This window comes from Methanothrix harundinacea 6Ac (genome assembly GCF_000235565.1).
Classification (GTDB): Archaea; Halobacteriota; Methanosarcinia; order Methanotrichales; family Methanotrichaceae; genus Methanocrinis; species Methanocrinis harundinaceus.
In genome coordinates, this window is sequence record NC_017527.1 from 1,106,535 (window position 1) to 1,124,360 (window position 17,826).

Annotated in this window: 21 protein-coding genes; 8 read left to right on the top strand and 13 right to left on the bottom strand. The window is 60.4% G+C overall.

The window, feature by feature from the left end; translation table 11 throughout:
* Positions 1–27: 27 nt before the first annotated feature.
* Together MHAR_RS05220 and MHAR_RS05225 are read right to left on the bottom strand one after the other, a co-directional pair.
* Positions 28–768, bottom strand: coding sequence for an MBL fold metallo-hydrolase (locus MHAR_RS05220; protein ID WP_014586568.1), 741 nt, complete (start codon positions 766–768; stop codon positions 28–30).
* On the bottom strand, positions 765–2,084 hold the full coding sequence (locus tag MHAR_RS05225) for an ATP-binding protein (protein WP_014586569.1): 1,320 nt from the start codon (positions 2,082–2,084) through the stop codon (positions 765–767). Before MHAR_RS05225 ends, MHAR_RS05220 begins: the two co-directional genes overlap by 4 nt.
* Positions 2,085–2,314: 230 nt before the next feature.
* Here MHAR_RS05225 and MHAR_RS05230 point away from each other — a divergent pair, with 230 nt between their 5' ends.
* From MHAR_RS05230 to ilvC, 4 genes are all read left to right on the top strand, one after another.
* Positions 2,315–3,817, top strand: a complete 1,503-nt coding sequence (locus tag MHAR_RS05230) for a (R)-citramalate synthase (RefSeq protein ID WP_014586570.1) — start codon at positions 2,315–2,317, stop codon at positions 3,815–3,817.
* Positions 3,818–5,560, top strand: a complete 1,743-nt coding sequence (locus MHAR_RS05235) for an acetolactate synthase large subunit (RefSeq protein WP_014586571.1) — start codon at positions 3,818–3,820, stop codon at positions 5,558–5,560.
* Between the two features lie 2 nt (positions 5,561–5,562).
* A complete protein-coding gene (gene ilvN / locus MHAR_RS05240; protein ID WP_014586572.1) occupies positions 5,563–6,054 on the top strand; it encodes an acetolactate synthase small subunit in 492 nt (163 codons plus the stop codon).
* A 161-nt stretch (positions 6,055–6,215) separates the two neighbouring features.
* A complete protein-coding gene (gene ilvC / locus MHAR_RS05245; protein WP_014586573.1) occupies positions 6,216–7,211 on the top strand; it encodes a ketol-acid reductoisomerase in 996 nt (331 codons plus the stop codon).
* Between the two features lie 266 nt (positions 7,212–7,477).
* Here the strand turns inward: ilvC and MHAR_RS05250 are convergent, their stop codons facing one another.
* The 3 genes from MHAR_RS05250 to MHAR_RS05260 form a co-directional block, all read right to left on the bottom strand.
* Entirely contained in the window at positions 7,478–7,903 is a 426-nt protein-coding gene (locus tag MHAR_RS05250; RefSeq protein ID WP_143763291.1) for a hypothetical protein, read from the bottom strand.
* 413 nt (positions 7,904–8,316) lie between these two features.
* Complete coding sequence (locus tag MHAR_RS05255; RefSeq protein WP_048144395.1) at positions 8,317–8,565, bottom strand: DUF2283 domain-containing protein; 249 nt, start codon at positions 8,563–8,565, stop codon at positions 8,317–8,319.
* 245 nt (positions 8,566–8,810) lie between these two features.
* Positions 8,811–9,815 carry an S-layer protein domain-containing protein gene (locus MHAR_RS05260; protein ID WP_014586575.1) on the bottom strand — a complete coding sequence of 335 codons (1,005 nt, stop codon included), beginning with the start codon at positions 9,813–9,815 and terminating at the stop codon, positions 8,811–8,813.
* A 794-nt stretch (positions 9,816–10,609) separates the two neighbouring features.
* On the opposite strand from MHAR_RS05260, the gene MHAR_RS05270 reads away from it, so the two are divergent.
* Together MHAR_RS05270 and MHAR_RS05275 are read left to right on the top strand one after the other, a co-directional pair.
* A complete protein-coding gene (locus MHAR_RS05270; protein WP_014586576.1) occupies positions 10,610–10,897 on the top strand; it encodes a nucleotidyltransferase family protein in 288 nt (95 codons plus the stop codon).
* A complete protein-coding gene (locus MHAR_RS05275; RefSeq protein ID WP_014586577.1) occupies positions 10,894–11,235 on the top strand; it encodes a HepT-like ribonuclease domain-containing protein in 342 nt (113 codons plus the stop codon). Before MHAR_RS05270 ends, MHAR_RS05275 begins: the two co-directional genes overlap by 4 nt.
* 115 nt (positions 11,236–11,350) lie before the next feature.
* Here the strand turns inward: MHAR_RS05275 and MHAR_RS05280 are convergent, their stop codons facing one another.
* The 5 genes from MHAR_RS05280 to MHAR_RS05300 form a co-directional block, all read right to left on the bottom strand.
* Positions 11,351–11,599 carry a DUF2283 domain-containing protein gene (locus MHAR_RS05280; protein WP_014586578.1) on the bottom strand — a complete coding sequence of 83 codons (249 nt, stop codon included), beginning with the start codon at positions 11,597–11,599 and terminating at the stop codon, positions 11,351–11,353.
* The gene (locus MHAR_RS05285; protein ID WP_014586579.1) at positions 11,581–11,892 is read right to left on the bottom strand and encodes a hypothetical protein; all 312 of its coding nucleotides are present in this window, start codon (positions 11,890–11,892) and stop codon (positions 11,581–11,583) included. Before MHAR_RS05285 ends, MHAR_RS05280 begins: the two co-directional genes overlap by 19 nt.
* Before the next feature lie 603 nt (positions 11,893–12,495).
* Complete coding sequence (locus tag MHAR_RS05290; protein ID WP_014586580.1) at positions 12,496–12,843, bottom strand: HepT-like ribonuclease domain-containing protein; 348 nt, start codon at positions 12,841–12,843, stop codon at positions 12,496–12,498.
* Positions 12,815–13,123, bottom strand: coding sequence for a nucleotidyltransferase family protein (locus MHAR_RS05295; RefSeq protein ID WP_048144397.1), 309 nt, complete (start codon positions 13,121–13,123; stop codon positions 12,815–12,817). Before MHAR_RS05295 ends, MHAR_RS05290 begins: the two co-directional genes overlap by 29 nt.
* Before the next feature lie 110 nt (positions 13,124–13,233).
* On the bottom strand, positions 13,234–13,509 hold the full coding sequence (locus tag MHAR_RS05300) for a type II toxin-antitoxin system HicB family antitoxin (protein ID WP_014586582.1): 276 nt from the start codon (positions 13,507–13,509) through the stop codon (positions 13,234–13,236).
* Positions 13,510–13,775: 266 nt separating this feature from the next.
* Here MHAR_RS05300 and MHAR_RS05305 point away from each other — a divergent pair, with 266 nt between their 5' ends.
* On the top strand, positions 13,776–13,985 hold the full coding sequence (locus tag MHAR_RS05305) for a hypothetical protein (protein WP_014586583.1): 210 nt from the start codon (positions 13,776–13,778) through the stop codon (positions 13,983–13,985).
* A 22-nt stretch (positions 13,986–14,007) separates the two neighbouring features.
* Positions 14,008–14,766: a class I SAM-dependent methyltransferase gene (locus MHAR_RS05310; RefSeq protein ID WP_014586584.1), complete on the top strand. Its 759-nt coding sequence runs from the start codon at positions 14,008–14,010 to the stop codon at positions 14,764–14,766.
* 368 nt (positions 14,767–15,134) lie between these two features.
* Here MHAR_RS05310 and MHAR_RS05315 read toward each other — a convergent pair whose 3' ends face one another.
* Genes MHAR_RS05315 through MHAR_RS05325 form a run of 3 tightly spaced genes read right to left on the bottom strand, consistent with a single transcriptional unit; the run spans position 15,135 to position 17,822 of the window.
* Positions 15,135–15,887 carry an ATP-binding protein gene (locus MHAR_RS05315; RefSeq protein WP_014586585.1) on the bottom strand — a complete coding sequence of 251 codons (753 nt, stop codon included), beginning with the start codon at positions 15,885–15,887 and terminating at the stop codon, positions 15,135–15,137.
* A 55-nt stretch (positions 15,888–15,942) separates the two neighbouring features.
* Positions 15,943–16,773 carry an ABC transporter ATP-binding protein gene (locus tag MHAR_RS05320; protein WP_014586586.1) on the bottom strand — a complete coding sequence of 277 codons (831 nt, stop codon included), beginning with the start codon at positions 16,771–16,773 and terminating at the stop codon, positions 15,943–15,945.
* Positions 16,770–17,822 (bottom strand): FecCD family ABC transporter permease, encoded by a 1,053-nt coding sequence (locus tag MHAR_RS05325; protein ID WP_014586587.1) that lies wholly within the window; start codon positions 17,820–17,822, stop codon positions 16,770–16,772. Before MHAR_RS05325 ends, MHAR_RS05320 begins: the two co-directional genes overlap by 4 nt.
* Positions 17,823–17,826 lie beyond the last annotated feature (4 nt).

Below are 17,826 nucleotides of genomic sequence, written 5' to 3' on the forward strand. Positions count from 1 at the left end.
GGATCCAAAAGATAAACAACTTTCGATTCAGAGCTCTATCGCCATCATGTCGTAGCCGAGGGGCCACCTCTTGGCGGCGATCTCGTGGGGGGGGAAGAGGTGGCTGATGTGGGTCAGAACCACCTCTTTCGCCGCGAGCTCCCGGCCCAGGCCCACCGCCTCCTCCGAGTTCATGTGCTTGGTGAGGGCGTATCCCGGGGGGGTTATGGCGTCGGCGACCAGGAGGTCGGCGTTCCTCATCAGGTCGAGGCTCGCCTCGGGGATCTGGAGGGTCGTATCTCCCGTCACCACCAGCTTCTTATTCCCCTCCCGGACGACGACCCCCGCCGCCTCGCAGATGGGGGGGTGGTTCACCTCGAAGAGGGTGAACTCCATCCCGGCGACCTCGAAGGGGACCCCCATCTCGACGACGTTCCGCCTCGGCCTCATGAAGTACAGGTAGTTCAGAATGTAGTCCATCGTCTCCTTCAGGCCGTAGGCGGGAACCCTGTTCTGGACCCGGTGGAAGTCGCCGAATCCGGCGTAGTGGTCGTAGTGGGCGTGGGTCCAGATCACCCCGTCCACCCGGCTGATCCCGGTCCGGATCAGCTGCCACCGGAGGTCGGGGCTCGTGTCGATCAGGACCTTGCCGCTGCCGTTCTCCACCAGGATCGAGAACCTGAGCCTTCTGCTTTTACCGCCGCAGAGGGCGTCGGTGCAGGCCGGGCACCGGCACCCTATCTTCGGGGTGCCTATGGCGTCTCCGGTCCCCAGGAGGGTTACTCTCATGGGGCGGCGCTCCCCCGGTGTTCGGTGATCCGACGATCGAACTCGGTGATCGCCCGGAGCATATCCTCCTGGTCGATGGACCTCCTGTCCGCGAGGAGGGCGTTGAGGACCGCCTCCCTCACCACCAGCCGGATGTCGGAGCCGGAGTACCCCTCCGTCCTCTCGGCCAGGACCTCGGGGTCGACCCGGGCGTCCATCCTCCCCAGGACCTTCCCGAAGATCCTCCGCCTCATCTCCTCGTCGGGGAGGGGGAAGCTCACCACCTTGTCAAACCTCCTCCATGCGGCGTAGTCGAGGAGCTGGGGGTGGTTTGTGGCGGCGATGAGGAGGACCCCGTCCTCCACCAGGCTGACGTCGTCGATCGCCTTGAGGAGGGTGTTGACAGCCCTCTTGATGGCGCCGTGCTCATCGGAGGTCCTGGTCTTGGCTACGAAGTCGAACTCGTCGATGAAGAGGATACAGGGGCTGAGGGTCTTCGCGAGGTCGAAGACCTTGTCGATGTTCTTGCTGGTCTCCCCGAGGTACTGGCTCGTCACCATCGAGAGGCGGACCTCCACCAGGGGGAGGCCGAACTTCCCTGAGAGGGCCATGGCGGTGGAGGTCTTCCCCGTCCCCGGAGGCCCGACGAAGAGGAGCTTTCCGATGTCGTAGAGCCCCACCTCTCTCAGGTAATCGCGGTGCTCCAGGGCCTTGGCCGCCTTCTCGATCTCCGTCACCTGGTCCTTCGTTAATACCAGGTCCTCGATCCGGTCCCGGACGTCTTCGGGGGCCTTGATCCTGACGAGCTTCAGGATCTCGTCCGCCTCTTCGACCTTCGCCTCCATCTCCCGGATCTTCGACTGGATCCACTCCCGATCAGTCAGTAGAGGCTGGTTTCTCTTCCTCGCCTCGGCGTAGCTGACGTCGAGGGAGTCGTAGTTCTCGTAGAAGTAGGCGAGGGTGGGGTTGGACCTGATCCTCTCCAGGGAGTCGCGCTTGACGAACCACCTCGCCCCCAGGTCGAAGACGGTGAGCCTCAGCTGGTCGCGGATCCCCTCCCGGTCGACGAAGGGCAGGCTCCTCGCCGCTTCCCGGACGCTGCCGAGGCCGAAGATCTCCTGGACGTCCCCCTCGGTGACGTAGATCGGCCGCTTCACCTTTCTCGTCACGGGATCGAAGTAGTGTTTCCTGATCTTCGGCGGGAGGTCGTCCTCGGTCAGGTTCTCGGATCGGTTGTATATCTCCGCCGTGAGGAGGAGCTCCGCGACCTCCAGCTCCCCCGACGTCTCCGCACCCCTCAGCTCCGCCTCTGATCCTGTCTTTGCGCTTGACCCCATTTTTGCACCCGACCCCGACCTTTGAACCCCTATCTATCGAGCTGTCCTATGGCTGAAGGCGATTAATGGCCCCCCGGGAGTGATAAATCTTTCCTTCCATCGGCGTCCGGTTACAGGAAGATCCCGGCCGACGTCGGCGGTCTTCCGTCGTCAGCTTTATCAACTATAAAAAACCCCTTGGTGGGAGATCGACCATATTTTTGTGGTCTCAGTTTGGTGATGGAATATGAATGCGTGGGATCGCTTTATTTGGTAGAGTTCGTCTCCTGGACACGACGCTTCGGGACGGTGAACAGACCCCCGGGGTCTCCCTGACCCTGGAGGAGAAGGTGAGCATCGCCCGGCAACTGGACGCCCTCGGCCTCGACGTCATCGAGGCGGGCTCCGCCGTCACCTCCGAAGGCGAGAGGAGGGCCATGAAGGCGGTGGCCGAGGAGGGGCTCCGGGCCGAGGTCTGCAGCTACGTCCGGGCGCGGACCGGCGACGTGGACCTCGCCCTCAATTGTGATGTCGACTCCATCCACCTGGTGGTGCCGGTCTCGGACCTTCACATCCGGTGCAAGCTCCGGTCCGACCGGGAGGGGGTTATGAGGGCGGCGGTGGAGGTGACCGAGTACGCCAAGGGCCACGGCCTAATCGTCGAACTATCCGGCGAGGACGCAAGCCGCGCCGACGAGGGGTATCTAACTGCCCTCTATCGGGCGGGGATCGACGCCGGAGCCGATCGGCTCTGCTACTGCGACACCGTGGGGGTTTTAGTCGCGGAGAAGGCCTTCGAGGTCTTCTCGCGGCTATCAAAGCTTCCAGTGCCGGTGAGCGTCCACTGTCACGACGACTTCGGCCTCGCTACGGCGAATACCGTCGCCGCCTTGCGGGGCGGGGCCTCCATGGCCCACGTCACCGTCAACGGCATCGGAGAGCGGGGCGGGAACACCAGCCTCGAAGAGGTGGTGATGACCCTGGAGTCCCTCTACGGCATAAAGACGGAGATCCAGTGTCAGGAGCTCTACTCCCTCTCCCGCCTCGTCAGCAGGCTGACGGGGATTCCGGTCGCCCCCAACAAGGCCATCGTCGGGGAGAACGCCTTCACCCACGAGGCGGGGATCCACGTCCACGGCCTCCTCGCCGACACCTCGACCTACGAGCCGATCCACCCCGAGGCGGTGGGGAGGAAGAGGAGGATCGTCCTCGGAAAGCACGCCGGCCGAAGCTCCGTCGAGCTCGCCCTGAGGGAGCTGGGGATCGAGTCCACCGAGGGCGAGCTCGCCGAGATCCTCTCCCGGGTCAAGGAGCTGGGGGACAAGGGGAAACGGGTCACAGACGCCGACCTTCAGACGATCGCGGAGATCGTCCTATCGATCCAGAAGGAGCCGAAGGTGAAGCTGAACGAGTTCACCATCGTCAGCGGAAACCATGCCATTCCGACCGCCAGCGTCAGGATCATAGTCAACGGGTCGGAGATCCTGGAGGCGGGGACGGGGGTCGGGCCGGTGGACGCGGCGATCAACGCCATCCGCCGGGCCATCTCCGGGGTGAGGGACGTGAGGCTCGAGGAGTACCACGTCGACGCCGTCACCGGCGGTACGAACGCCCTCGTCGAGGTCTGGGTTACGATGGCGATGGGCGACCGGACCATAACGGCCCGGGGGGCGGGAGCGGACATCATCATGGCCTCCGTGGAGGCCGTCTTGGAAGGGATCAACAGGCTGATGCAACTTGAGGAGGACGGATAGATGGGTAAGATGAGCGGGGCCGAAGCCATCCTGGAGTGCCTGAAGCTCGAGGGGGTCGAGATCATCTTCGGGCTTCCGGGCGGGGTGCTTCTGCCCCTCTATGACGCCATTTACGATTCGGATATCAGGCACATTCTCGTCAGGCATGAGCAGGCGGCGGCCCACGCCGCCGACGGATACGCGAGGGCGACGGGCCGCGTCGGGGTATGCCTTGCGACCTCGGGGCCCGGCGCCACGAACCTGGTGACGGGGATAGCCACCGCCTACATGGACTCGGTGCCGATGGTGGCGATGACCGGCCAGGTCCCGACGAACCTCATCGGGAAGGACGCCTTCCAGGAGGCGGACATCACCGGGATCACTATGCCGGTGACCAAGCACAGCTACCTCGTCAAGGATGCGAAGGAGATCCCCCGGGTCTTCAGGGAGGCGTTCTACATCGCCCGGACCGGGAGGCCCGGCCCCGTCCTCATCGACCTTCCCCGGGACGTCACCGCCGACGAGGTGGAGTTCAAGTATCCGGAGATCAACCTTCCGGGCTACAGCCCGAACCTGAAGGTCCACCACCTCCAGATCAGGAAGGCGGCGAAAGCCCTGATGGAGGCGGAGAGGCCCGTCATCTACGTCGGAGGCGGCGTCAAGTACTCCGACGGCCACCGGGAGCTCCTCCGGCTCGCAGAGAGGATCAAGGCCCCGGTGACGACGACCCTGATGGGGATCGGCTGCTTCCCCGAGGACCATCCCCTCTCCCTGGGGATGCTGGGGATGCACGGGACGAAGTACGCCAACTACGCCGTCCAGGAGGCGGACCTGATCCTGGCCGTGGGGGCGCGCTTCGACGACCGGGTCACAGGAAAGGTGGCGAGCTTCGCCCCCCAGGCGAGGGTGATCCACGTCGACGTCGACCCCGCCGAGATCGGCAAGAACGTCCGGGTGGACATACCGGTCGTCGGGGACGCCAAGTCCGCCCTAACGGAGCTGGCCAAGGCCGTCGAGGATAAGCCCTGGAGCCCCTGGAACGACAAGATCTCCGGCTGGAAGGGCGAACATCCCCTCGGCTATGCCAAGGACTCCGAGACGATCAAGCCCCAGGCGGTCCTGGAGACCCTCTACGAGCTCTGCCCCGAGGCGGTCATCGTGACGGAGGTCGGCCAGAACCAGATGTGGGCAGCTCAGTTCTTCACCCACAAGGATCCCCGGAGGTTCATATCCTCCGGGGGGCTGGGGACGATGGGGTACGGATTTCCGGCGGCGATCGGGGCGAAGCTCGGCTGCCCCGATGCAGATGTATTCGACATAGCCGGGGACGGGAGCTTCCAGATGAACATCCAGGAGCTGGCGACGGCCGTCGTCAACGAGGTCGCCGTCAAGGTGATCATCCTCAACAACGGCGTCCTGGGGATGGTCCGGCAGTGGCAGGACCTCTTCTACGAGAAGAGGTTCTCCAGCACCACCCTCCACCGGGTCCCCGACTTCGTCAAGGTCGCCGAGGCGTACGGGGCCTTGGGCCTGCGGGCGACGAAGCCCTCGGAGCTGGAGGGTGTGCTGAAGGAGGCGATCGATTCAGAGGTGGTTACCGTCGTCGACGTCATCATATCCCCCGACGAGAAGGTCTCGCCGATGGTCCCGGCGGGGGCCTCCCTATCCGAGATCCTGGAGCTGGAGAGGGCGGACGAGCCTGGCACGACCAGGAAGGCGTATGCAGGATCGGCTGCCGCGGAGATTCTGGAGCTGGAGGGGTGAAGGTGCTCCATACCATAGCCCTCATCGTCGAGAACAGGCCCGGCGTCCTGGTGAGGATAGCGGGGCTCTTCAGCAGGCGCGGCTTCAACATCGACAGCCTCACCGTCGGGGCGACGGACAACCCCGACTACTCCAGGATGACGATCACCGTCGACGGAGACGAGGTCGTCCTCGAGCAGGTGACAAAGCAGCTGAACAAGCTGATAAACGTCATCCGGGTCAGCGAGCTCGACCCTGCGGAGTCGGTGGAGCGAGAGCTGGCGATGATAAAGGTCGCGGCGAAGAAGGAGGACAGAAGCGAGATCATGCAGATCGTCAGCGTCTTCCGGGCGAAGATCATCGACGTATCTCCCCGATCGATGATAATCGAGGTGACGGGGAGCCAGGACAAGGTCGAGGCGATGGTCCGGCTCCTCCGCCAGTTCGGGATCAAGGAGATGGCCCGGACCGGGAAGGTCTCGATGATCAGGGGTGCGAAGGTGGTGAACCCCTGATCGGTTCGGCCCGGCCCTCATCGGACCCGGGCCGAACGAAGGGTCTCCCCCAGGGGACCGGACGGATCATCGAACATCAATCACGAACCAGATCAAGTTTATATTTAATGCGTAATGGATTCTCAGAAGAGGACTTCTCAAGATAGGGAGGACTACAGAAAATGGCAAAGATATACCACGACGGGGACGCCGACCTGGGCGTCCTGAAGGGGAAGACGATCGCCATCATCGGGTACGGAAGCCAAGGGCACGCCCAGGCCCAGAACCTCCGGGACTCGGGGCTCGAGGTCGTCGCGGCGGACGTCCCCGGCTCGAAGGCCTGGAAGAGGGCGGAGGCGGACGGGATCAGGGTGACGACGACCCCCGAGGCGGCGAAGGAGGCGGACCTGATCCACATCCTCCTCCCCGACGAGCTCCACCCGAAGATCTACAAGAAGGACATCGAGCCTCACCTCGAAGAGGGGAACGCCCTCGGCTTCTCCCACGGCTTCAACATCCACTTCTCTCAGATCATACCCCCCGAGAACGTCGACGTCTACATGGTGGCGCCGAAGGGGCCCGGCGACCTGGTCCGGAGGACCTACGTCGAGGGGATAGGAACGCCGTGCCTCGTCGCCATCCAGCAGGACTTCACCGGCACCGCCTTCGATAAGGCGATGGCCTACGCCAAGGGGATCGGCGGGACCCGGGCCGGGGTCCTGGAGACGACCTTCCAGGAGGAGACGGAGACCGACCTCTTCGGGGAGCAGGTCGACCTCTGCGGCGGCGTTACAGAGCTTATAAAGGCCTCCTTTGAGACCCTCATCCGGGCCGGCTACCAGCCCGAGATCGCCTACTTCGAGACCTGCCACGAGCTGAAGCTGATCGTCGACCTGATCTACGAGGGCGGCCTGATGCGGATGTGGGATAACGTCTCCAACACCGCCGAGTACGGCGGCCTCACCCGGGGCGACCGGATCATCAACGAGCAGTCGAGGGAGGCGATGTGGGAGATCCTGACGGAGATCCAGACCGGCGAGTTCGCCCGGGAGTGGATCCTGGAGTCCCAGGCCGGCCTTCCCGTCAAGAGGGCCCTGGAGAGGATGGAGTCCGAGCACCTCATCGAAGAGGTGGGCGCGGAGCTCCGGGCCATGATGCCGTGGCTGAAGAAAGAGTGAAGATCATCTCTTAAAGGAGGGATGCTAAGCCATCGGGAGGGCGGGCGCCAAGGCGCGTCCGCCCGTCCGGAGGGCTCATATTTATCCCTTGATTTTCCTTGGGCTTAGAAATCGCCTTCTGGAAGTATCTCACTGACATTGACTGCGTGCTGGACAAGCAGCCAATACCCCAGCTCCAAAAGCACAAAACTTCGGCGATTCCATAATTTAGCCATGGAGCTATATGGCATGCAAACTGTACCATCGGCGATTGAAGCGATCTTTGATCAAGGTGGGTGCCCAATTCTCTGCCCTAAGGCGCATCCGTGACCAGCTAAGAAGTTAGGGTTCGCTGTGCAGGTGACTCCCACCCAAATCTGGTCGACGGTTTCTGGCCGGGCCGCGCACGCATTCCATGCCATCGTATAGAGATCATCTGCGACCTCCTGCTGCCTGCCAGAAGCCACTATATCATCATCTAGATATTGGATGACAAGCTCGACTCCAGGCTCGGGTACCCAAGGTCGATCGTATATCTTAACTTCCTGAGGGTAATATCCCGCCAAGGCCGCGTTGGTAAGAATCTCATCAACGATATCTTCTCTCACGCCAAGTGTCAGGGGGATGGAGCTATCGTCGCTGGCCGCCACTATCGTTGCCATCATCAATCCTATGGTAACCCAACCGAGTAGTTTAGTTTTCATTTCTACCAAAATCCCTCCCTCTGAGCTCTCTCGGGAATAATATCAAGCCTTTTGCTGATCATCCTTCATCCTTTTGACATTTCTTTCAATTCCCTTTTCATCGAGGCGCTCGTTGCAGATACTTATTATAAAACCATAATATAAATAAGTTTCCCACTTAAATTATCATTTTTTATCAGGATGACCCTTGTCTCCGCAAGGAAGTTTTCCTTCCCAACCTCCACAAGTAATTCCCCGCCGCCCCTTCGAGAGACCGGCTTCTTGATGGCCGCCCTCCTTCGGTCCGATCCTCCGGGGCGAGGTGACCTGCGAGGGCGAAGGAGAGACGCCGGCGGAGCTTTCGGGTCGGATGAGCCCGACGGACCTTCCGGGCAGGCGAATCAAATGCGAGGCAGTGAGGGCCGCCATCATCGTCACCGGGATCAGGCCTTGCCTTTCGTCCCGAACCGCTTGGCGACGTTGAGGAAGGTCATCCCCACCACCTCGCCCTTCTCGCGCCTGATGATGACGTCGTCGTCGGTCAGCTCGGAGTCGTCGGCACGGCTAGGCCTCTTGAAGTTCACATAGAGGACGTCCGCCTCCTCGTCGTAATCGACCCAGATCTTCTTATGGGGGATGGTGAGCAGGTGGGGGACCAGCGCCGATACCTTCTCTACCTCTGCCGCGCCCATATCTTCGACCTCCTTTCGAGCAGCTTCAACCTTCTCGTGAGAAACGCCGTGATTGCGAAGCCGTCCTCTATGCTCAATTATATAAGCCTCAATCCTCACATCTCGCCCAACTCACCGCGCCAGGCAGCGGCCTCCTCATCCGGCGCCGCCCCGGGCGCCTGCACTCCTGCGACGTCTTCCGGGCGGCGGTCGATCTCTGCTCAGAGCCCTGGTAATATTGGCGATCTTCCCTTGGATATCGCCTCCTAGACGCTGATCGGCGTCTCGGAGATCTGCCATATCCCGTCGATGGTGGCCAGGTCCTGATCGGCCCCCCGGAAGGATCGCTCGAAGTGGACCGCTATTGTGACCACATCCTCGGCTTCTCCCATATCCCTGGTGTAGGTGTAGGTCTTCTCCTCGGCGGCAGCTCCCAGCACTCCGGCATTGATAATTTCTGCATCAACAACCCTGCCATCCTTCAGAAGCTCGACGTAAACTTTGTTGCCGTCCAGGTCGATCGATTCGATTGCCAGTTCGTACCCCTCCTCCAGCTCCAGCGACGTGCCGCTGGTGAAGGTCCTCTCCTGGCCGTCGTCGTAGATGATCCGAGATAGCAGGTTGTGATTCACAAGGTCCGGCTCCTTGGAGACGTCGTACAGGCAGCCGTCGTCGGCGTAGGCGGCAAAGTAATCCTCTCCGTCCGATTCGAGGGTATAGAAGTGCCCCCAATCATCCCGCTCGAAATTTCTCCACTGAGGAACCCGGACCTCTCCCTCCCCAATCTCGATAGGGGTATCAGAGATCTGCCAGATCCCGTCGACGGTGGCCAGGTCCCTGTCGGCTCCTCGGAAGGAGTTCTTGAAGTGGACGGCTATGATGACGACGTCCTCCTCAGCTCCGCCCAGATCCACCGAGTAGGTGTAGGTCCTGTCGTCTAAGTCTGCTCCTTCCCGAGAGGGCTCCACCACGGCAGAATCGACGACTGCACCGCCCCTCATCAGCTGGACGAAGACCTTGTTGCCGTCGAGGTCGATGGACTGGATCGCAAGCTCGTACCCCTCCTCCAGCTCCAGGGGCATGCCCGAAGTGAAGACGCGATCTTCGACTTCGTCGATCAGCACCCGCGATAGTCGGCCGGATTTCGTCAGGTCGGTATCTATCGAGCTTTCCCAGAGATGGCCTACTTCAGCATAGGCGGCAAAGAGCCTCTCCCCTTGGAGGTCGACGGTCCAGAAGGAGCCCCACTCCTCCAGCTGAAAGGGCTCCATTGAGGCGATTTGTGTAACGTTGCTGGTCGATGAGTCCGCGCCGAAAGCTGTGCAGACAAACAGCACCCCAATGGCAAGAAAGGCCGGAATTACTTCTTTGGTGGCGATATCAATTCCTCCTTTATCAACTGTTATATCTCTCGATTTAAAAGGCTTTTCATCTCCTGATTAAAAGATTGACTGTTTATGATCGATTATGCGATATGGTTCGGCATCCAGTTCGAAGAGAACCTTTGAGATGGCCTTCAGGCTGCTACCATATTATTTTAAGCCGTCCTGATAGCTGGACTGCGAACCGATTTTTGCTCCAACTCAAAAACGAATCATCCAGCAGCATCCCTTCCATCCGGCGCCGCCCGGGTGCCCGGCACCCGCGCCCCCAGGCCGCGACAGCGCCCTCCGCCGAGATCGCGCCATCGGTACCGCGGATGGGGAGAGGTCCCCGCCACCCCTTCGAGAGACCGGCTTCTTGATGGCCGCCCTCCTTCGGTCCGATCAACCGGGGCGTGGTGACCTGCGAGGGCGACGGAGAGATCCTGGCGAATTTTGCGGGGCGAATGAGCCCGACGGACCTTCTGGTCTGGCGAAACGCGGGCTTTCGGGGGGCGATCGAGCGGGAGAGCGGCCGCCCCTCATCCCGCGCCCCCCCCGCGCCCTTCGCCTCCAGGCTGCGACAGTGCCTCCGCCAAGACTGCCTCCATCCCCAAAAGGAGCGCGGCGGAAAAGGTGATATCATATCACCGCCCTCTTCTCAAAATTAGCCGGAGACCGGAGACAAATTTGAGGCGGAAGATATGACCGACCAGATCGAAGAGCTGCGCGAGAAGGTCCTCGCCGTCCTGCGGAGAAACGACGTTAAGAGGGCCGCCTTCTTCGGGTCGATCGTCCGAGGCGAGATGACCGAAGAAAGCGACGTGGACATCCTGGTGGAGTTTGAGGGGCGAAAGAGCCTGATGGACCTCTCGGGCCTCAAGATCGAGCTGGAGGAGGCGATCGACCGGGAGGTGGATGTCCTCACCTACGCTTCTCTTCACCCTCTCCTCAAAGAGAGAATCCTGAACGAGCAGGTCCCGATACTATGAGGAAAGATCCCGAAGTATTTCTCGCCCACATTCTGGAGTCGATAGACCTGATCGAGGGTTATTCAGCGGGCAAAACTCGAGAGGAGTTCGTAGAATCGCGCCAGCTCCAGGACGCCATAATTCGCAGAATCGAGATCATCGGCGAGGCCGTCAAAAACCTCCCCGAAGATTTCAAAAGAAATCATCCTGAGATCGCATGGCAGAAGGTCGCCGGCATGAGGGACGTGCTGATTCATCAGTACTTCGGAGTCGATCTCGCCCTCACCTGGGACGTCATCCAGAGCGACATACCAGATCTGAAGAGGTACATCTCCAGGATAAGAGAGGGGAGGAAATAGAAGATCTCTATTTTCATCGGAAGAACCTTTCAGCTCCGCCCCTGGCCAGTGATAGAGGGTTTTTCGAAGAGCTTCATCCTCGGTGCTATTGATATTTTTATTATTAGGCCAGACTTCATGCTCGATTCTTCGTCCCGAACCGCTTGGCAACGTTGAGGAAGGTCATCCCCACCACCTCGCCCTTCTCGCGCCGGATGATGATGTCGTCGTCGGTCAGCTCGGAGTCGTCGGCACGGCTAGGCCTCTTGAAGTTCACATAGAGGACGTCCGCCTCCTCGTCGTATTCGACCCAGATCTTCTTATGGGGGATGGTGAGCAGGTGGGGGACCAGCGCCGATACCTTCTCTACCTCTGCCGCGCCCATATCTTTGACCTCCTTTCAAGCTGCTTTGACCTTCTCGTGAGAAACGCCGTGATTACGAAGCCACCCTCTCGGCTTACCTCTTTATAAACCACGACCAGATATTTATCGCTTTGCACCTCTTTTGTCGCCAGAAGCTCCCCGGACTCGGCTTCATAGATCGCATCAGGGTCCTCTACGGTCTCCAGGACGTCGGAATAGAGGCCCGCCATCTCGGTGTGAGATTCTATTATGTGCAGCCATCTTTCATCCGGCAGCCGGATCTGCACGTCGTTCTTCGATCTGACCGTCTCCATTCAAGCGCCCCCGGTAACCACAGTTCTGTTGAGGATACTTACGGCGTATAGGCACTACATCAGATGATGGTGGTCCAATCCTTATAAAAGAATCTGCATACGATCACAGATTCGGCGAACGCAAAAGCTCTTCGAATCGATCCCTCCCCGCATCTTGCAACTTTAGCACCAACCCAACGCTTCTGGCCGCCCCCTCCATCCGGCGCCGCCCGGGTGCCCGGCGCCCGCGCCCAGGCTGCGACAGCGCCCTCCGCCGAGATCGCGCCATCGGTACCGCGGATGGGGGAGAGGTCCCCGCCGCCCTCCTTCGGTCCGATCCACCGGGGCGAATTGACCCGCGAGGGCGACGTCGAAATCGTGGCGGAGTCATCGGGTCGGATGAGCCCGACGGACCTTCCGGAGCAGGAGGATCGCGGGCTTTCGGGTGCCGATCGGCAGAGGAGGCGGCCGCCCCTCGCCCGGCGCCGCCCGCCGTCCCCTGGTGAAAGAGAGGATTGTCGGCGAGCAGGTACTGATATAATGAGGGGTGACCCAGGCTAACTGCTTTCGGCTCCAAAGATCCTGAAAAATTTTCTTTTGACGCAACCCGTGAGCGTTCACCCTCTAATCATTCTCCTCCTCATCCATTATCTGATCGAGCTTGTCGAGGAGGGGGCGGACCTCATTTTGAAGGATATCCCAAATTATCTCCTCGTCCAGGCTGAAGTAACGATGAACAGAGATATCCCTCAGACCTGCGATCTTACGCCACTGAACCTCAGGATAGCGCTTCCTTATATGAGGCGGGACCTGCTTGGCCGCCTCACCCAGGACTACGAGGTTGTAAACGACGGCATCATGGAAGACTTCATCTGAAGCGAACAGGTCAAAGTCCAGGTTCTCTGCATACCGCAAAAGCTTCCTGCAGGAGATCTGTATATCCTCAAGATAGAGCCTGTAGTCCCTGGACATATCGGGCCTCGCTCTCGATCCGCGCCTTCAACCCCGGCCGGATAGACCTCCTGGTGACGAGATCGACAGGACGGCCCAGAAGATCCTCCAGGAAGAACTTCAAGTCCATGTAGCCGTTGAAGGTGGCAGGGCCAGAAAACTCCACCAGGACGTCCACGTCGCTCTCCGGCCCTGCCTCGTCCCTGGCGGTGGACCCGAAGATGGCGAGGCTCTTCACCCCCATCTTGAGCAGATCATCCCTGCGGGCTTCCAGGATCTGGAGGATCTCGGACCTTCTCATGGTTACTCAGAGATTATTAAGCAGTTCTCAATATAAAGGGCTTTTGAGGCCTCTATCCTTGATCTTCATGAACAGGATCAAGAACAAGGATTTCCAAAATGCGTCTTGAATCACCGCTCTCGCTGCGAGAGATCCGAGAACGGAGACCTATCAAGCGGGAAGTCGATCTTCTGCCCGCCCATCGGCGGGATCGGAAGGCCTCTCTGGAGCCTTGCCACGATCCACTCCTCGATGACCTCGATCAGCTCCTTTCTGCACTCCTCGACCGTCCTGCCCGATGCCCAGACGCCGGGCAGCTCGGGGACCGAGGCGAAGTACGGATCATCGTCCTCGATAACCTTGTATTCGGCTCTGGCTAGCGCCGTCTCCACATACTCCGAGAACATGCTATCAGTAGTTTTGACTCTAAAGGGATTTAACGCTTGGGGAGGAGAGTTCCTCCTCCGGCCTCAAGATGCTCCTCCCTACTGCTGCCTCCGGCAGCATCCCCCACTCCAGCGCCGCCCGGTCGCCCGCGCCTCTCGCCTCCTGACCGCAAATCTTCCACCCTCCGAAATTGCGCCATCCTCGAAAGGAGCGCGGCGGAAAAGGTGATATCATATCACCGCCCTCTATTCAAAAATAGCCGAAAGAGGGATTTGAGGCGGTATATATGACCGACCAGATCGAAGAGCTGCGCGAAAAGGTCCTCGCCGTCCTGCGGAGAAACGACGTTAAGAGGGCCGCCTTCTTCCGGTCGATCGTCCGGGGCGAGGTGATCCGCGAGGGAGAGGGAGAGATCCTGGTGGAGCTTTCGGGCCGTCCCTCCGGGGTCGCCAGGACCGGAGCGATGGACGAAATCTCTTTTGACATGTCATGCTAGATTCGGGTCTGGTGAGAGGCGAATGGAAAGATCACGGTGGGCAGCCTACGGCGATCTCGCCTGGACGGATACGGTGGTCTCATCTCCCGAGGATGCGAGGCAAGAGACCGAGTATTTCTGTGAGCTGATCCGGTCAAACTCCCGGATCGAGGTCAAAACGCTCCTTCATCTCGGCTGTGGGGCCGGGATGAATGATTTCACATTCAAGAGAGAGTTCTATGTTACTGGGGTCGACATCAGCGAGGGGATGCTGGAGATAGCCCGGAAGCTCAACCCCGAGGTTCGATATATCCGCGGCGAGATGCGAGATCTCTCCCTTGAGGAGACCTTCGACGCCGTCGTCATCCCCGACAGCATCGGATATATGACGACGGAACGAGACCTCGAAAGGGCGATCTCGACGGCGAACGGACACCTCAAGCCGGGCGGGGTCCTCCTGATCGTCGCCCTCGTCAGCGAAGATTTCATGGAGAACAATTTCGCATATGCTGGATCAGCAGGAGACCTCGAAGTCACCATATTCGAGAACAATCAAAGGTGCTGGTCTAATCCGGCGATGTATGAAGCCGTCCTCGTCTATCTGATCCGCCGCCAGGGCGAGCTGGAAGTGATCACTGACCGCCATGAGCAAGGCCTCTTTCCATCGACCGCCTGGTTCTCTCTATTGGCAGATCTCGGACTTGAAGTCCGGGAGTCGGTGATGAAAGACTCCTACGACGACTTCATCCTCGGCGATGGAAGATACCATCTCAGGGTGTTTATATGCAGAAAACCGCTCTGATATCCAGGACGCCCACTTCGCTCACCGCCCGGTCCTCTTCCCTGGCGGCGGACCCGAAGATGGCGAGGCTCTTCACCCCATCTTGAGCAGATCATCCCTGCGGGCCTGGAGCCTCTGGAAGATCTCGGATCGTCTCATGGTATCTCGGAGATTATTACGCTGGGGCGAATGGAAAGATCCCGGTGGGCAGCCTGCGGCGATCTCGCCTGGACGGATACGGTGTTCTCATCTCCCGAGGAGGCGAGGCAAGAGACCGGGTATTTCTGTGAGCTGATCCATCGCCCATCGGGGGCCGGTCGGATTTTATGGCAGTAAATATAATAAATTAGGATTAAAAAGACGGGGGAGGCCCCCCGGCGGATCGTACCCTAGCCGGTCAGCAGGTCCGCGAGCCCCTCCACCTCCGCAACTGCAAAGTCGAACTCGTCACCTGCGAGCCCCGCCCTGAAGATCTCCTTCTTCTCGGGGATCGCCGCCGCCACCCTCTCTTTCTCCAGAAACTCGAGCATGGCGGCTTTCCGCTCCTCATCGACTCGGTTGAGGACGAAGTAGAGGGGCTTATTTATCTTCTTGGAGATCTCGGCGATCTTCTTCGATAAGAGGAGGGATTCGTAGGAGGGGTCCAGGACCGCCAGAATGGCGTCGCACCCCGCCTCGATCCCGCGGCCGAAGTGCTCTATCCCCGCCTCGGTGTCGACGATCACCATCTCCTTATTCCCCACTGCGAGGTTGTCGAGGAACTTTCTGGAGAGGGCCCCCATGGGACAGGCGCACCCCTCCCCGAAGTCGTGGATCTTCCCGATGGCGAGAAGCCTGATCCCGTCCTTCTCCGTCGTCGCCTCGGCGGGGATGGAGGCGAAGGTCCACTTTTCGTCGAAGAGGGAGGCCTCCTCGCCCCCGGCGAAGGACCTTCTCATCTTCCCCATCATCTCCTTCTTTCCCCCGAAGTGGTCCATGAGGGTGGACGGAAGCTCCATCCCCAGCTGCCGGTGGAGGCCGTAGTTCGACTCGTCGCTGTCCACCACCAGAACGTTGAATCCTCTCTTTGCCATGCTCTTCGCCAGGAGCGCCGCAACGGTGCTCTTGCCGCTCCCGCCTTTTCCGCATACCAGAACTTTCATCCTTTTTCACATCCCTTATGATATAACGATCATCAGTCCCCTTCCTCCCCCGGATCTAAAGGGGGAGGATGATCCTGCGGCCGTCGATCTCGAGGATCTCCACCTTCATCCCGTAGGCATCCTCTATATTCTCTGGGGTCATCACCTCTTCGGGGCGGCCGTAAGCCACCACGTTCCCCCCGGAGGGGGCGTCTCTCCTCAAAGCCGGATGATGTACTGCCCCATCTCCTCCCTTCGGGAGGCGTCGCATCAGGACCACCCGGTCGGAGTAGGCGAGGGCGTGGTTTGGGTCATGGAGGGTCATTATCACCGTCACCCCCTCGGTTGCGGCTATAGAGGTGACGGTCTTGAGGACCCTCACCTGATTTTTGAAGTCCAGGTAAGACGTCGGCTCGTCCAGGAGGAGGAACCTCGGCTCCTGGGCGAGGGACCTGGCGATCATCACCATCTGCCTCTCTCCGCCGCTGATCTGGGTGTAGGGCCGGTCCGAGAGATGGCCCGCCCCCACCAGCTCCAGGGCTCGGCGGGCCACCTCGAAGTCCCTGGCCCCGGGGGACGAGAAGTTGGAGATGTGGGGGAGCCTCCCGGTGAGGACTATCTCGAAGGAGGTGAAGGGAAAGGAAGATCGGTGCCCCTGGGGGACGTATCCGATAACCTGCGCCAGCTCCCTCGCCCCCATCTGGGAGGCGATCTTTCCGTCGATGACCACCGACCCCGAGGCTGGCTTCAGGAGGCGGTTTATCGTCTTGAGAAGGGTGGTCTTGCCGCAGCCGTTCGGCCCCAGGAGGGTCACCTTCGACCCCCGATCTATGGAGAGGTCTATCCCGGCGAGGATCGGCATCCCGTTGTAGCCGAAGCTCAGATCCCGCACCTCTATGCCGCTCATTCCCATCCCCCCGCCCTGGTCCGTCTCAGGAGATATGCGAAGAAGGGAGCCCCGATGAGGGTGGTGATGATCCCTACGGGGACCTCAAATCCGAGGGCAGCCCGGGCCAGGTCGTCGACCAGGACCATGAAGGTCGCCCCGAAGGTTATGGAGAGGGGTATGAGGGTCCTGTGATCCGGCCCGAAGATCATCCGGAGGATATGGGGGACTATAAGACCCAATAGGCCGATGATCCCTGCCACCGCCACGGCCGAGGAGGAGGCGAGGGCGGCAGAGATTACAAAAATGCCCTTGTACCTTTCAGGGTCCATCCCCACCGACCGGGCCTCCTCATCCCCCAGGGCGAGGACGTTCAGCCTCCAACGGAGGGAGAGGATGCCTAGACACCCCAGGAGGGCGAGGGGAAAAGAGCTTTCAAGCTTCGACCAGCTCGCGGTGTTCATGCTCCCCATCATCCAGTAGACTATGCTCTGGAGAGCCCTCTCGTCGACGGCTATCTGGACGATGGCCAGGAGGGACGAGAAGACCGCCGAGACGATCACTCCTGATAAGACCAGAGAGACGACCGGAGTCCTCCCTTCGGTCCTAGCCATGGAGCAGGCGACGGCCACGGCGAGGAGGCTGAAGATGAAAGCGGAAAGCTGCACCGGAATCCAGGAGACCACCCCCAGGGAGAGGGCAGCCCCGAAGGCAGCCCCGGAGGAGAGGCCGAGGATGTATGGGTCGACGAGGGGATTTCGGAAGATCCCCTGAAAGGCAGCCCCGGAGGCCGATAAGGCGGAGCCGACCATCATCGACAGGAGGACCCTGGGGAGCCTCACCTGGAATATCACCGTCTCGTATACGGAGGGGTGTCCCATATCCATCCCGATCCGTGAGACGATCACCCCCGCAATCTCCCCCGTTGTTATAGGAAAGGTCCCGATGGTCATCGATATCAGGAAGGCCGGGATCGGCATCAGGAGGAAGAGGAGGACGAGGACCCTCTTTCCGATAAAAGAATAATTATGGACTGCGTCCAATTTGCGCCGTCCATAATCGATATTCATCAGC